The 15015-nt window shown below is 36.6% G+C and carries 15 protein-coding genes; 8 read left to right on the forward strand and 7 right to left on the reverse strand.

Annotation, left to right across the window (positions count from 1 at the left end; genetic code table 11):
- Window positions 1-266: 266 nt before the first annotated feature.
- On the forward strand, window positions 267-614 hold the full coding sequence (locus JEP71_RS15320) for a YejG family protein (RefSeq protein WP_072062745.1): 348 nt from the start codon (window positions 267-269) through the stop codon (window positions 612-614).
- 126 nt (window positions 615-740) lie between these two features.
- Here JEP71_RS15320 and mepS read toward each other — a convergent pair whose 3' ends face one another.
- Window positions 741-1355, reverse strand: coding sequence for a bifunctional murein DD-endopeptidase/murein LD-carboxypeptidase (gene mepS / locus JEP71_RS15325; RefSeq protein WP_100157924.1), 615 nt, complete (start codon window positions 1353-1355; stop codon window positions 741-743).
- Between the two features lie 362 nt (window positions 1356-1717).
- Window positions 1718-2425, reverse strand: coding sequence for a phosphatase PAP2 family protein (locus tag JEP71_RS15330; RefSeq protein ID WP_198620665.1), 708 nt, complete (start codon window positions 2423-2425; stop codon window positions 1718-1720).
- Window positions 2426-2772: 347 nt separating this feature from the next.
- Here JEP71_RS15330 and JEP71_RS15335 point away from each other — a divergent pair, with 347 nt between their 5' ends.
- Together JEP71_RS15335 and JEP71_RS15340 are read left to right on the forward strand one after the other, a co-directional pair.
- Window positions 2773-3084 carry a hypothetical protein gene (locus tag JEP71_RS15335; RefSeq protein WP_109372856.1) on the forward strand — a complete coding sequence of 104 codons (312 nt, stop codon included), beginning with the start codon at window positions 2773-2775 and terminating at the stop codon, window positions 3082-3084.
- A 266-nt stretch (window positions 3085-3350) separates the two neighbouring features.
- Window positions 3351-3680: a hypothetical protein gene (locus JEP71_RS15340; RefSeq protein ID WP_198620664.1), complete on the forward strand. Its 330-nt coding sequence runs from the start codon at window positions 3351-3353 to the stop codon at window positions 3678-3680.
- 141 nt (window positions 3681-3821) lie between these two features.
- Here the strand turns inward: JEP71_RS15340 and yeiP are convergent, their stop codons facing one another.
- From yeiP to JEP71_RS15355, 3 genes are all read right to left on the reverse strand, one after another.
- Window positions 3822-4394, reverse strand: coding sequence for an elongation factor P-like protein YeiP (gene yeiP / locus JEP71_RS15345; protein ID WP_088493223.1), 573 nt, complete (start codon window positions 4392-4394; stop codon window positions 3822-3824).
- Between the two features lie 160 nt (window positions 4395-4554).
- On the reverse strand, window positions 4555-5796 hold the full coding sequence (gene mtr, locus JEP71_RS15350; protein WP_198620663.1) for a tryptophan permease: 1242 nt from the start codon (window positions 5794-5796) through the stop codon (window positions 4555-4557).
- A 290-nt stretch (window positions 5797-6086) separates the two neighbouring features.
- Complete coding sequence (locus tag JEP71_RS15355; protein ID WP_198620662.1) at window positions 6087-6503, reverse strand: nucleotide triphosphate diphosphatase NUDT15; 417 nt, start codon at window positions 6501-6503, stop codon at window positions 6087-6089.
- Window positions 6504-6691: 188 nt separating this feature from the next.
- Between JEP71_RS15355 and fruK the strand changes: the two genes are divergently transcribed.
- Window positions 6692-7630 carry a 1-phosphofructokinase gene (fruK, locus tag JEP71_RS15360; protein ID WP_196533111.1) on the forward strand — a complete coding sequence of 313 codons (939 nt, stop codon included), beginning with the start codon at window positions 6692-6694 and terminating at the stop codon, window positions 7628-7630.
- A gap of 72 nt (window positions 7631-7702) precedes the next feature.
- Here the strand turns inward: fruK and nfo are convergent, their stop codons facing one another.
- Window positions 7703-8545, reverse strand: a complete 843-nt coding sequence (nfo, locus tag JEP71_RS15365; RefSeq protein WP_198620660.1) for a deoxyribonuclease IV — start codon at window positions 8543-8545, stop codon at window positions 7703-7705.
- A gap of 166 nt (window positions 8546-8711) precedes the next feature.
- The gene (locus tag JEP71_RS15370) at window positions 8712-9806 is read right to left on the reverse strand and encodes a YeiH family protein (RefSeq protein ID WP_198620659.1); all 1095 of its coding nucleotides are present in this window, start codon (window positions 9804-9806) and stop codon (window positions 8712-8714) included.
- 184 nt (window positions 9807-9990) lie between these two features.
- Between JEP71_RS15370 and yieE the strand changes: the two genes are divergently transcribed.
- The 4 genes from yieE to JEP71_RS15390 all read left to right on the forward strand — a co-directional run bounded on the left by yieE (window position 9991) and on the right by JEP71_RS15390 (window position 14848).
- Complete coding sequence (gene yieE / locus JEP71_RS15375; protein WP_100157915.1) at window positions 9991-10884, forward strand: DNA-binding transcriptional regulator YeiE; 894 nt, start codon at window positions 9991-9993, stop codon at window positions 10882-10884.
- A 118-nt stretch (window positions 10885-11002) separates the two neighbouring features.
- Window positions 11003-12490 (forward strand): amino acid permease, encoded by a 1488-nt coding sequence (locus tag JEP71_RS15380; RefSeq protein WP_160230198.1) that lies wholly within the window; start codon window positions 11003-11005, stop codon window positions 12488-12490.
- A 568-nt stretch (window positions 12491-13058) separates the two neighbouring features.
- On the forward strand, window positions 13059-14066 hold the full coding sequence (locus JEP71_RS15385) for a FecCD family ABC transporter permease (protein ID WP_442958817.1): 1008 nt from the start codon (window positions 13059-13061) through the stop codon (window positions 14064-14066).
- Window positions 14066-14848: an ABC transporter ATP-binding protein gene (locus tag JEP71_RS15390; RefSeq protein ID WP_198626528.1), complete on the forward strand. Its 783-nt coding sequence runs from the start codon at window positions 14066-14068 to the stop codon at window positions 14846-14848. The genes JEP71_RS15385 and JEP71_RS15390 overlap by 1 nt, the downstream gene beginning before the upstream one ends.
- Window positions 14849-15015 lie beyond the last annotated feature (167 nt).

The following is a 15015-nucleotide window of genomic DNA, read 5'->3' on the forward strand; positions in this document are numbered from 1 at the left end:
GTAATATTTTATGCAATTATTTTATATGGTTGATAAAATGTTAAATAAATGGAAGAATAATTGAAGAGATTAAGCATTGCAGGCATGAATATCTGCAAACACTAAGCTAAACGAATGGTTTGATACGTCTCTTCGCTTTTTTTGTAAAGCAATTGTAATATTTATGTTCTATGATTAACAAAGTTCTAATATGCGTGTGAGCAAGTCAGTTCAAACTCGTATTGATGATGTATTAAATTAACGTGTTGATGAAACAGGATTGATTTGTGGATAATGTACAACTTTCGGTAGTTCATAAGCTGCCGCTGAGTTATCGGTGGCTAGCAGGCTTTGCAGGCACAAGAGTAGAAATACTGCCTGAAAATGATGCTGGAAAGCAAAATACGTTAATTGGCTTAAAATTATTAAGTCATGATGGTATGACACTGGATGAAGCAATACAGAATTTGCGTCAGTATCTGAGTAATCTCCATATTGATAGCGTTGTGATTGAGTGGGATGGAGCTCCTTGCCTTTTCCTTCATAGCGACGATGAATGTGCTGCATTATGTTGCTTAAAAAACGCGGGTGTCGCTATTGCAGAGCCATTCCCAACGGCATATTCTTATTTATAACACCTAGTTAATGTTATAAAACCAATGTAGTTACTGTGCGGTTTAAGCATGGCCAAGAATATAAAAAAAGCCTCATTATTTATTTTAATGAGGCTTTTTTATTGCAATAAGATATAAGGGAATTAATTATCTTAATACATTTTGCGAAAGGTTGTTTTCAACAAGCGCTGCGTCATTTTTGTCAATAACACGTCTTGCTGCATAAAAACGTTTGTTCCAGTAGACATTAGACATTTCTGACACTGTTACACCATTGCTGGTGGATGCATGTACAAATTTATCATTACCGATGTAAATTCCAACATGGCGCATAGTACGGCCTGTTTTGAATAGAACGAGATCGCCTGCTTGTAATTTTGATTTATTAACCTGGGTACCAGAGAACTGCTGGTCTGAGGTCGAGCGAGGAAGTTCTACACCGAATTGGTCAAGAAAGGTTCTTTGTACAAAGGCAGAACAGTCGATGCCTTTTTTAGTATCTCCACCTAAACGATAAGCGACGCCTTTCCAGTCTGCATATTGGTCAAGTATCTTAGATTTTATATCGAGATTCTTCACCAATGATTCAAATTCATCTTGTGATGCTTGGGAAATAGATGTGCTTGATGATGTATTAAGTGGGGTAGTGCTTGAATTCGCTAAGCGTGAATTTGCGTTCTGTGAGCTACATGCTGATAGCGTAGCTACAACAATGAACGCCGGTATGAGCTTAAGCATTCTCATATACGGTTTTGTTCTCATTGTGACAGATTTCCCTTACATCCTTACGTGCAGAAGCGCACATGAATTATTCACCAAATAACCAGAGAATATAGTGTAATTTAACTCTGGCAACCCTATTTCGCGAAAAACGTGCTCTAAAGCACGTAAATATCCACATTAAACAATAAATAATGAAGAAACCAGAAAAGTGTACAGAAAGAGGGGCTAAATGGCGAGAGAAAAGGAGCTTAATTTACAAAACATTAGATAATAAAGTGCTAATACTTAAAATAGATCTCATTTTGTCATAATAATATCATTTAATTGTCAAAAAAATGACCAAAAGAATAAGTGCAATATTACACTTATTCTCTTTTAATAAATTAAATGTGTTTTCCCTTTTATTTTTTAAAAGGAAGATATTTTTCTAATTGTCTGACAATAATATCTGATAATGGTGTAATTAATAACCAACTTGTTGTGATTAAAGTTAAAGAAATAGAACCAACTAATATATCTGATGCCCAGTGTGCACCGGCCATAACTCTTGGTAATGAAAATACGATAGTAATAAGAAGAGCACATAAGAAAGAACGAAACGAGAGATAACGTAATATAAAGCTACAGAAGATAAGTAGCATCAAACCATGATCGCCAGGGAAGCTATCACCTGAGGCATCTTTTGTAGGAATACCAGTCACAACGCCCACTCTATGCACACCTTGAAAATGAAGTGTTGGGCTTGGTCTTTCAATGGGAATATTTTGTCCCAATTGATTAATCAGCACTGCACTTATTACCATCACTAATCCCACAATGACAAGATGGCGTTTACCCATATAATCTTTTTTACGGAATGTATTGTAATAAAGTGCACCCATCGCCAGCAAAATAACTAAATCAAACTTCCTATTATTGGTATAAGCCACAAAAGAGGCAAAAAAAGTATCAGGTAAAATGTGCTGATTAAAAAAATAAAAAATATGAGTGTCAATTGATAGCCAAAATCCATGTTGTGCTGGAAGATACCAAGAGAAAAAAATAATTAGACCTGCAAGATTAAGTAGAAAAATAGCGAGTGCTTTTTGGTGAAAATAAGAAAGTTTCATAATAATAAAATGACAAATTTTGCGTGTGTTTGGTGATCTTGATCACAAAAAGTTTGAGTTTAATTATAGAACTATAACCAAAATAAAAAAATAGATCTTTGCAATTTGCTGTTTGTGTAAATGTTATACTTTAGTTTCATTTCTGTTGGATTTTTTCATACTCACTTAACTCAAATTTAGAATATTTTTTCTTGATACTCGTAATTTGAGTATTATATAATTTTTTTCTATTCTTTAATTAAAGATAAAAGTTAAATAAATAAAGTAACAAGCCGATATTAGTTAGGACTTTAATAACATATTGGCTTGTGGAATTTACACACCCCAATAATCATAGGAGGCTAGTTTTGAATAAGTTATGTATTGCTGCTACGTGCTTAACTTTATTATTAAGTACACCTACTTTTGCTAAGGAAAATAAAGTCATTGGTTCCGGAACTATAACTTTTGTTGGTGCAATTGTTGAGGGCAATTGCCTAATGGATACAGAGAAAAACACTTTTAAAACAAGCTGTTGGAATGGAACTGAAATGCAAGAATCTCAATATCAGTTAGAAAGGAATAAGCACTTTAATTCTAAATTGATTAACAACAAAGGCTCTATGGATATTAAATGGATTAATGATAATTTAGCTGTAATGAACATTGTTTATAATTAGTTTCCCATAGACCTAATAATAAAAATAATTGTATTAATTAAATAAAATTTTAATGCTTTTATAGAATTGTTATTAAAGTTAAAAATATTTGACTTAAGTTTAATCAACGTTGATTTCTTATTTATAAACATCGAACACTTATATTTGATAGACATCAAATATTCCTCTTATGTCTATATGAATGTCATATTTTATTGCTATGATGAAAATATGTCGGGTAGGTGTGATCCTCATACCTGCTAGCGCAAACAAGAAGTGAGGTCGTTATGAGAAAATATCTGACCGTAGTATGCAGTCTTCTCGTTTCCAGTTCGATATCATTAGCTTGGGCATCTGATCCCATGCAAACAACAGGGCAGATTTATCTGCGGGGTGCGATTGTGGATCCTGCATGTGAGATGAATTTCACATTTGATAAAGCTGAATACCAATGTTACAAACACAACAAAGTGTTTACATCTACTCAATCTATTGTTCCTGCGTCTTTTGATAAATCCCAACAAACTATTATTTTGCCTCAAGATATGGGCAAGGCTGAGATCCGTTGGATGGATGATATCCAAAAGAATGGTGTTATTGACGTTCACTATTTTTAAGGTGTCTGTGGGTAGACAGAGGTAGGTTGCAAAAGATAAACAAGTCAAATAATCGTTTGTCACATTGGGTTTCTTACGATTATCTGACCTATTTAAAGCAACATTAGCTATACGCTAATGAGTAGGGTTTCTGACTGTTGATTAGTCAGCTCGGCCCATATAGCGACGTTCAGCAATATGAATACGAACTTTATCGCCAGTAGAAAGGTATTCAGGAACCTGAATAACTAACCCTGTTGGCAATGTTGCAGGTTTAGTACGAGCACTTGCAGAAGCGCCTTTAATACCTGGAACAGTTTCAACAATTTCCATATCAACAGTTTGTGGCAGTTCTAATGCTAAAACTTGACCATCCATTGTTAATACTTGCATTCCTGCTAAGCCTTCCTCAGGAATAAACAGTAATTCATCTTCAATTTGATCTTTTTTGAAGGTATACGGTGTGTAATCTTCATTATCCATAAAGATATATTCATCACCATCAATGTAAGAAAAGCTCACAGCACGACGTGTTAAGCTGATGGTATCAATCATATCATCGCCTTTAAAACGCTCTTCTACTTTTTGGCCTGTACGGATATCAGTAAAACGCATTTTGTACAGTGTACTTGCACCACGAGCACTTGGTGCTTGGATGTCGATATCTTTTACCAGTAATAACTTGTTGTTATAACTAACAGCCATACCACGTTTAATTTCATTGGCTTTTGCCATATAAAACCTTCCATTAAATAACATTGACGATAATGGCGACAAAATTACTCGCAGTGCAGAAACTTGGCAAGTTATTCGCACATTTTTTTATAAGATTTGATGAAAAAACAAAGCCAGCTGAAGTGGAGCTGGCTTTAGATACAGGCTTTTAGAAAAGAAATTAACGGTAGATAGGCAGAAGATTAAAGTTCGCTAAAATATGTGCGCTGGCATTGATAACACCAAACAAAATGACGAATCCAATCATAAACATACCACCGGGCGCTTTAAAGCTTTGACTTTGATTACGTTCACGACTCGCTTTTGCCATTAATGCTGGAATAATTGCAGCCCAAATGGTTGCTGCCAGTCCTGCAAAACCAATGGCATATAAGAAACCATCAGGAAAAATAATTGCCAAAATAGTCGGTGGTATAAACGTTACTAATGCAGATTTAAATCGACCACCTCTTGTATTTGAAAACTTAAAAAAGTCTGCTAAGTAATCGAATAATCCTAATGACACTCCTAAGAATGAACTTGCTAGTGCCATATAAGAGAAAAAGTCTAATAACATTGATACAGAGGCATTGGCGGTTGTTGAACGCATTTGTGCTAATAAGTTACCAATATTCCCACCATCAGCAATTACTTGTTTGAAATCTTCGCGAGGAATATTACCTTGTACAACAAACTGCCATAAAATATAAATTGCCAGTGAAATCAATGTACCAATAAGCAAGCTTTTCATAACAGCTTTACCATCTTTACGGTAATACGTCACTAAGCCTGGAATATTGCCGTGATAACCAAATGAGGTCAGTAAATAAGGTAATGCGGCTAAAGCATAAGGCAAGTAGCTTGCATTGTTTTCATTAGTGTTAAATAACACTGGCATTTTTACTTCCGTAAATAGACCGCCAATAGCTAACACAAAGGCAATTACCATACCACCAATTAAAATGGTGCTTAATCTATCCACTGCGCGTGTTGATAACCAAACAAAGAAAGCAACAATTAATGCAAAGACTAAACCAGCAATAGCTTGAGGGACGCTTATCACATTTGCAAAGTTTTGCACAATAATGGAGCTACCCGCAGAAATATAAGCGTAAGTTAAAATATAAAGAACAAACGCAATAGATAGTCCATTAATAGTGCTCCAACCTTTTCCTAATAAGTCTTTGGTAATGGTATGAAAGCTTGAGCCTAAAGGATAATGAAGGTTTACTTCTAAAATCATTAACCCCGACATAAATAAACAAAACCAAGTGTAGATCAAAAGGAAAATAGAACCGGTAAACCAGACACCGGAAGTCACAATAGGAATGGAAAACATGCCTGCACCCACAGCGGTGCCAGCAATGATCATTGCACCACCAAGTATGGATGGGCGCTTTGTTATTGATGTGACTTCTGACATAGGATGTCCTTATAAAATTGACTCAATGTACTAGCTTGATGGTGTAAAGAATACACTTTTGCTATAAAGGTGTAAATAGAGGTTATTGTGCTTTATAAAAGAAAAAAGTGAGTAAAAATAATACAATAGGAGAAGGTGATTATATAAATCAATAGATTAGAGTGAGAATTATTAGAAATGATAAAGAAATATCGCTATAAAAAAGTGAAAATTTGCGCAGAAATAGATAATTCAAACATTATTCTGAACAAAAAAGATCCAGAATAATGAAAGTGATAGGGCGTTTTTAATTAGCCTTGATAAAACTGCTTACTTTTCCATAATGCAATAGAATTGCGACTGGCTTCAAAGTGTGGCTCAGGTAAATCATCAGGTGAACACCAGCGAAGTTCAGAACATTTATCTGGTTCCATCAATTTAGGTTCGTCACCTTGATGTTGTGCGATCATACAAATAGAAACTGTGTGTTTACCTTCTAATTGATAAGTTTCTAGATTATTGCTAATACCAATCACTTGTGGCTCAGTGATCGCAATACCAATTTCTTCTTCTATTTCTCGAATTGCACATTGCTCAAAAGTTTCACCTTCATCAACATGCCCACCAAAAATTGACCAATAAGGGGCATGTTTTCCACAACGTTTTCCTAATAATATTTCACCATTTTCATTAGTGATAATTACACCAACGCCGACTACGACTGACATTTGAGACTCCTTTTTTCTTTTTTATATAGTTAATGTATAAAATAAGTCGCTTTTTACGGGTGATATTCTCCATTGAGGATGAATAGAGTGCAAGGAGAACCAGCTCGATTTCACTGAATAAAAGGTTAATTGATGCTATAAATAACACCCTAAATATTCATAATAAAAAATGATTGGGGAGTGAAGGCATGAGTCGCCGTGTCGCTACGATCACCTTAAACCCTGCTTATGATCTTGTTGGTGCTTGTCCAGCTATTGATGTAGGTGGTGTTAATTTAGTCCGAACTGCTGGACTTAATCCTGCGGGTAAAGGCAATAATGTCGCGAAAGTCTTACGTGATTTAGGTATCGATATTACTGTTAGCGGGTTTATGGGACGCGAAAATCAAGAAGAGTTTCAGCATTTCTTTAGTGAAAATGGTATGGCGAACCGTTTTTATCTAGTGTCGGGACGAACACGCATAAATGTAAAGCTAACTGAAGGAAAAGGGCAAGTCACCGACTTTAATTTTTCAGGATTTACAGTATCACCACAAGATTGGCAGCGTTTTGCAACAGATTCGCTTAATTGGCTTGGTCATTTCGATATGGTGGTTGTCAGTGGAAGTTTACCTAATGGTGTTGATCCTGAAGCTTTTACCCAATGGATGATTAAGTTAAGAATATTATGCCCATGCATTATTTTTGACAGCAGTCGTGATGCTTTAGTCGCAGGGTTAAAAGCGGCACCTTGGTTGATAAAACCTAATCATCGTGAATTAGAAGCGTGGGTTGGACATTCATTAACTGAAATGGCAGATATTATTAAAGCTGCTCATCAATTGCGAGATAAAGGCATTGCGCATGTCGTTATTTCACTGGGTGAAAGAGGAGCTTTATGGGTAAATGCATCTGGAGCATGGCTTGCAAAGCCACCACATTGTGATGTGATAAGTACCGTTGGTGCTGGGGATTCAATGGTTGCTGGATTAGTCTATGGCTTATTAATGAGCCAAACGAGTGAGCATACATTGCGCCTTGCAACCGCTATTTCTGCGTTATCAGTCAGTCAGCCTGATGTAGGAATAAAAGACAGAAGCCAGCTTGCTGAAATGATGACTAAGATTGAGTTAACACCTATTAAATAAAGTAATTTGCGGTTTATTGTTATAAAGCGAAAATTGTATAAACCGCAAAACTCATTACTGTTAGTGCTGGTATTAGTATTGTTGTGATTTCAACCAAGCAATTTCGTCAGGCCAAATATCAGGATTAATGGTTTCTAAAATCAGCGGAATACCATCAAAACGTTTATCTTGCATAATATAACTAAAAGGCACTTTACCAATATTACCTTCACCTAAACTATGGTGGCGATCTACACGACTGGCTAATTCACTTTTTGCATCATTAAGGTGCATCGCTTTTAGGTATTGAAAGCCGACAATCCTTTCAAATTCAGCGAATGTTTTTTCGCAATCTTCAATTGTTCTTAGATCATAACCTGCGGCGAAAGTATGGCAAGTATCAATACAAACGCCTACACGAGATTTATCTTCTACGCCATCAATAATGGCGGCTAGATGTTCAAAACGATAACCTAGATTTGTTCCTTGTCCTGCTGTATTTTCAATTACGGCAGTGACATTTTTAGTTTTTTCTAAAGTGATGTTAATTGATTGGGCAATTTTTTGTAGACACTTATCAACATCAATCTTATTTAAATGACTTCCTGGATGGAAATTCAGTAACTCAATACCCAGTTGTTCACAACGCTGCATTTCATCTAAAAATGCATCTCTCGATTTTTCGAGAGCATCTTCTTCAGGGTGACCTAAATTAATGAGATAGCTGTCATGGGGTAAAATTTGAGAGGGGCTATAACTATAAAGTTCGCAGTTCTTTTTAAATTTATCAATAACTTCTGTGGATAATGGTGCAGCTTTCCACTGGCGCTGATTCTTAGTAAAAAGGGCAAACGCAGTCGCTTTTATTTCATGTGCGCGTAATACCGCCTGATCGACGCCACCAGCAGCACTGACATGTGCGCCAACAAATTTCATTCTTTCTCTCCTTAGATTTATTTCACACCATGATAACAAACATACAGCGTATAACATCATATTGAGATGATAAAAGCAAAAAAGCGCAACTAAAAATAGTTGCGCAATTGAAAAGTACTTCTCAAGGCGAAATTTTAAAGGGAATTAATTTTTATCGATCTTCCTATTAAGACATCAACACAGTTTGAATAAAGATATTAATCATTGCCCCACCAAGGGTTAACCAGAAAAATAAGAATAATGCTAACAATAACGGTTTGACGCCCGCTTGTCGGATAGCACTGATATGTGTTGTTAAACCTAATGCCACCATAGCCATTGCTAATAAAATGGTATCGATAGTTACAATATAACTAACAATAGACGCTGGAATTAAATTCAAAGAGTTAAAACCCGCCATTAAAATAAAGAATACGGCAAACCAAGGAATAGTAATTGGGCTTTTCTCAGTAGATTGCGCGCCATTGTTTGCCTTGCTTTTCTTTTTACTTAAATAAGCTGAAAGAATAATTAAGAACGGTGCTAGCATCATTACACGGATCATTTTACTAATAACCGCTGCATTTTCAGCATCAAGACTAATTGAGTGCCCGACGGCGACAACTTGAGCCACTTCGTGAATTGTTGAACCTGAGAAAATACCAAAGGTTTCTTCTGTAAATGGTAGCCAGCCTGCAAATGCATTTAAGTGATAGAACCAAGGGTAAAGAAAAATACCAATAGTCCCGAAAATCACAACAGTAGAAACCGCAACAGCGACTTGGCTTGCTTGTGCTTTAACAACAGGCTCTGTCGCCATAACAGCCGCAGCACCACAAATACTACTACCTGCACCAATCAAGATGACAGTTTGTTCATCTAAACCGAAATATTTGCGACCAATCCACATAGCAATAAGAAAAGTCGATATCAGCATAATGGCATCTATAATTAAACCTGTTGCACCTACATCTGCAATTTGCTGAAAAGTCAGTCTAAAACCGTACAAAATAATACCTGTACGTAATAAATAGTGTTTGGCGAATTTGACACCTTCGTCACTATAAGGTTTGGCAACAGGATAAAAGGTATTACCCACAATAATACCGAATAGGATAGCCAGTGTTAATGCACCTAAACCCATGCTAGAAAACCAAGGAATATCACCAATATAAATAGCAAGCGCAGTTAATACACCTGTTAGTAATAAACCAGGAAGCCAGCGATAGACTGGAGTAAAACATTTTTTCGCCAATGTAATAGGTTGACTTTGCTCTGACATAGAAAAACCTTGCTTATATGAATTTTGCATAAGCATATAACAAGCAATCTTATTTATTAAATTCATTATTTTTATAATAATAACCAGTAAAACTAATATAGGTGTATTTTCTTAAATGTACTTGGTATGTTACTGGTTTGTGGATAGTATGTTATTACAATGACAGCTCAAAGGTGGAATGGATATGCGAATTACGTTGCGGCAACTGGAAGTCTTTACTGAAGTTCTCAAGAGTGGTTCTACAACGCAAGCATCACAACAGCTTGCTTTATCTCAATCTGCTGTCAGTGCATCTTTAACTGATCTCGAAAGCCAACTAGGCGTACAGCTTTTTGACAGAGTGGGAAAACGGCTTGTCACAAATGAACATGGGCGATTACTTTATCCCAGAGCATTATCTTTACTTGAACGAGCAACGGAAGTGGAGCAGTTATTCCAAGCTGGAAATGGTGCTCTGCGCATCGCTGCAAGTACAACAATAGGTAATTATATTTTACCTCAAATGTTGGGGAATTTTCATCGTAACTATCCTGATATTCCGCTAGAAATGAGTATTGGAAATACCGAAGAAGTCGTTAAATTAGTGAGCGAATTCCGTGTTGATTTAGGGTTAATTGAAGGTGCTTGTCAAAGCTCTGAACTCATTAGCCAGAAATGGCTTTTAGATGAAATGGTTATTTTTTGCTCGCCCGATCATCCGTTAGCTAAAGCACCAAAAGTGACTTTAACTGATTTACAGTCGGCTCCTTGGATTTTACGAGAAAATGGTTCGGGAACTCGAGATGTACTTAACCATCTTCTATTTGCTTCTTTACCGGGCTACCGCATTGAAATGGAATTAGGTAACTCAGAAGCAATAAAACACGCCGTGATGTATGAAATGGGGATCAGCTGTTTATCTCGCCGAGTCATTGAAGAGCAGATCAATAATGGCTCATTAAAAGAGATAAAAGTAGAAGGGCTGGCCTTACAACGTACTCTATATCTTGTATATCATCGTCAAAAACATGTCTCTGATGCATTGAAAAAACTTCTGACGTATTGCAATGCTGAACACTTAATCGGCAATTTTTCATAAATTGCTAATAATTGACGCCCGATCATGAAGGTATCTTATAATCCCAGATCCTTGCTATTCACAAACGACAGATTTGCTACAATCCTCGTTAGAAAAGTGAATATAAAAGTGGAATGTTATGTCAGAACAACAAAATAGTACTGCTGATTCGGGCGCAGTACGCACTTTGCGCCGAGAGTTAAAAGCGCGACATTTAGCGATGATCGCTATTGGTGGTTCAATTGGTACAGGGCTTTTTGTCGCATCTGGTGCAACTGTTGCTCAAGCAGGGCCAGGTGGGGCATTACTCTCTTATGCTTTAATTGGATTAATGGTCTATTTCCTAATGACCAGCCTTGGGGAATTAGCCGCATTTATGCCTGTTTCCGGCTCATTCTCAACATACGGTTCTAAGTATGTAGAAGAAGGTTTTGGTTTCGCATTAGGCTGGAACTATTGGTATAACTGGGCAGTTACAATTGCTGTTGACCTTGTTGCTGCACAATTGGTGATGCTCTATTGGTTCCCTGATGTTGATGGTTGGATCTGGAGCGCTCTATTCCTTGGCGTTATTTTCTTACTCAACTATATTTCTGTAAAAGGATTTGGTGAGGCAGAATATTGGTTCTCCTTAATCAAAGTTTCCACAGTAATTATCTTTATTATTGTGGGTATTGCGATGATCACTGGCATTATGAGAGGTGCCGAAAACGCAGGTTGGCATAATTGGGAAATTGGTGATGCACCTTTTGCGGGTGGATTTGCCGCCATGATTGGTGTTGCCATGATTGTTGGTTTCTCATTCCAAGGCACAGAATTAATTGGTATTGCGGCGGGTGAATCTAAAGATCCAGCTAAAAATATACCAAAAGCTGTGCGTAAAGTCTTCTGGCGTATCTTATTATTTTATATCTTCGCGATTTTAATTATTAGCTTAATTATCCCTTACACTGATCCTAATTTACTGCGTAATGATGTAGGTGATATTAGCGTTAGTCCATTCACATTAGTCTTTAAAAATGCGGGATTATTATCTGCGGCTGCCATCATGAATGCGGTTATCTTAACAGCGGTACTTTCTGCTGGTAACTCAGGCATGTATGCATCAACGCGTATGCTGTTTACATTAGCAAGAGAAGGCAAAGCACCAAAATGCTTTGGTAAATTGTCTAAAAATGGTGTACCGCGCAATGCGCTTTATGCGACAACGGTTGTTGCTGGTCTATGCTTCTTAAGCTCAATGTACGGAAACCAAACTGTCTACTTGTGGTTATTAAATACCTCGGGAATGACGGGTTTTATTGCATGGTTAGGTATTGCGATTAGCCACTACCGTTTCCGTAAAGGGTATGTTGCACAAGGTCGTGATTTAAATGACTTACCTTATCGCTCTGGCTTCTTCCCAATTGGTCCTATTTTTGCCTTTATATTGTGTTTAATTATTACATTAGGCCAAAATTACCAAGCTTTCTTAGAAGATACGATTGATTGGTATGGTGCCATTGCAACCTATATTGGTATCCCATTATTTTTATTAATTTGGTTTACTTATAAGATTGTGAAGAAAACCCGCTTTATTCGTTATAACGAAATGGAATTTCCAACACATATTGCGAATAAAAAATAACCTCTAAATTAAGTTATTAAAACGCCCGTTTTGTGATCGAAATCACTATAAAACGGGCGTTTTTTTATTTTTTTAACCAGTCAATTATAAAAAATATACAAAAATCCTAATTATATTAGTAATCGCATTGATAATAATTATTATTTGCTTTATTGTTGGCGCATAATTTATTTACTGAAAAATAAAATGATGGTGCTATTGGTTGTAAATAATATGCTTAATGTAATGAGTCTGATAATAATTAGCCATTCTAGTGTTCAATACAGCCAACCAACAATTTATCGTCATATAATAAGTTACACAGCGGATATGTTTCACCGTATAATAATTTTGCGACTCACTTCTTTGTTGAATGAATTGTCTCAAATTAATAACTGGCTTTTGGTACATAAGAAACAGTTGATGAGTTGTACGGTATGTTTTTGCCTATTGAATGTGTTGGCAGAAGCAGAAAAACGTAGAAAAAAAACTAGGTACAACAATTGATATGAGCATTATATCAGAGAGGCTCGCCACACAAGAGCATGAAAGAGATCCATCAGATAATGTGAAAGTCCATTATCGAAAAATGATGAATAAACGCATGTTATGGTTGGGAGTTATCGTTTTGATTATTTGTGGTTCAGTGGTGTTAGATTTCACCATGGGACCTTCTGGTTTATCGCTTGATAAATTATTAACAACCCTTTTTCAACCTGAGCTTGTTGATGCAGGTTCTCGAGTGATTGTATGGGATATCCGCTTACCTTATGCCCTAATGGCGGTTGTGGTAGGGATGTCACTAGGATTAGCGGGTGCAGAAATGCAAACTATTCTAAATAACCCGTTAGCAAGTCCATTCACATTAGGTTTATCAAATGCGGCTTCATTTGGTGCTGCATTAGCGATTGTTTTAGGTATTGGTATTCCGGGTATTCCTGACCAATGGTTTATTTCGGCGAATGCGTTTCTCTTTGCATTATTATCAGCTTTATTATTAGACGGAATAACTCGTTGGACTCGAGTTCCTACATCTGGAGTAGTGCTTTTTGGTATTGCTATGGTGTTTACCTTTAATGCACTAGTCTCAATGATGCAATTTATTGCAACAGAAGACACTCTCCAAGGTTTGGTTTTCTGGACTATGGGAAGTTTAACGCGTGCAACATGGGTAAAACTCGGTGTTATGGCGGGTGCTTTTGCTGTCATTATGTCGATTTCATGGATGAGTTCATGGAAGTTAACTGCATTGCGATTAGGTGAAGATAGAGCGATTAGCTTTGGTATTGATGTAAAGCGTTTAAGATTAGGCTCATTACTGCGCATCAGTATTTTAACCGCGCTCGCAGTCGCTTTTGTTGGACCAATTGCTTTTATTGGTTTAGTTGCCCCTCATATTGCTCGCATGATGTTTGGTGAAGACCATCGATTCTATCTGCCAGCAAGCGCATTAATTGGTGCTTTAGTTTTATCATTGGCATCTATTGCTTCTAAAAATTTAATACCGGGTGTCATTATTCCTGTTGGTATTGTGACATCGCTGGTGGGCGTGCCATTTTTCCTCAGTATGATTTTACGTCATAGGGGGAATATCTAATGATGGAAGGATTAAAGATCCAAGATTTTAGTGCTGGGTATGCTAAACATCTTATCATTAAGGCACTGGATGTTGAGCCTTTGCCAAAAGGAAAGGTCACCGTATTATTGGGGCCGAACGGTAGCGGAAAATCAACATTATTAAGAGCGTTAGCTGGATTAAATAAATCATCAGGTGTTGTCAGTTTAGATGGCAACGATCTAGCATCGATGAATTTTGCACAACGTGCTCAAAATGTAGTCTATTTGCCACAAACATTACCTGCTGGTGTTCATTTACATGTTTTAGAGTCCATTATTGTGGCGCAACGTGCTTCAGGTGGATTACATAATGAACATAGTGAAGCTCAGGTAATGCACTTATTACGCCAATTAGGTATTGAGCATTTAGCATTACGTTATTTAGATGAATTATCGGGTGGTCAAAAACAATTAGTGGGGCTTGCTCAATCATTAATTAGACAACCCTCTTTATTATTATTGGACGAGCCATTAAGCGCACTAGATCTTAATTACCAATATCATGTAATGGATTTAGTTGCTAAAGAAACACACCGTAGAAATATTATTACTGTCGTCGTTGTCCACGATATTAATATCGCCTTACGACATGGCGAACATGTATTAATGTTGAAACAAGGACAGTTAATTGCACAAGGCACGCCAGATAAGGTTATCACGGCACAAAGCCTTGCCGATGTTTATGGTGTTCAAGGTCGATTGGAATATTGTTCACAAGGAATACCTCAAATCATTATTGATGGTTTAGTGGATAAAATATAGAGAAGTAAAAAAGAAAGAGAAAAGAAGTAAATATAGGAACGCAGTAAATAGGGATATAAAAATAATATTAAAATAACTAAGGGTAATTAAGTTTATTTATTACCCTAATTTCTGAGCAACTGTCGACATATCCATCTATATAAAACTTAAAGAATATATATTCTTGG

It is taken from the genome of Proteus sp. PR00224, from assembly GCF_016238105.1.
GTDB lineage: Bacteria > Pseudomonadota > Gammaproteobacteria > Enterobacterales > Enterobacteriaceae > Proteus.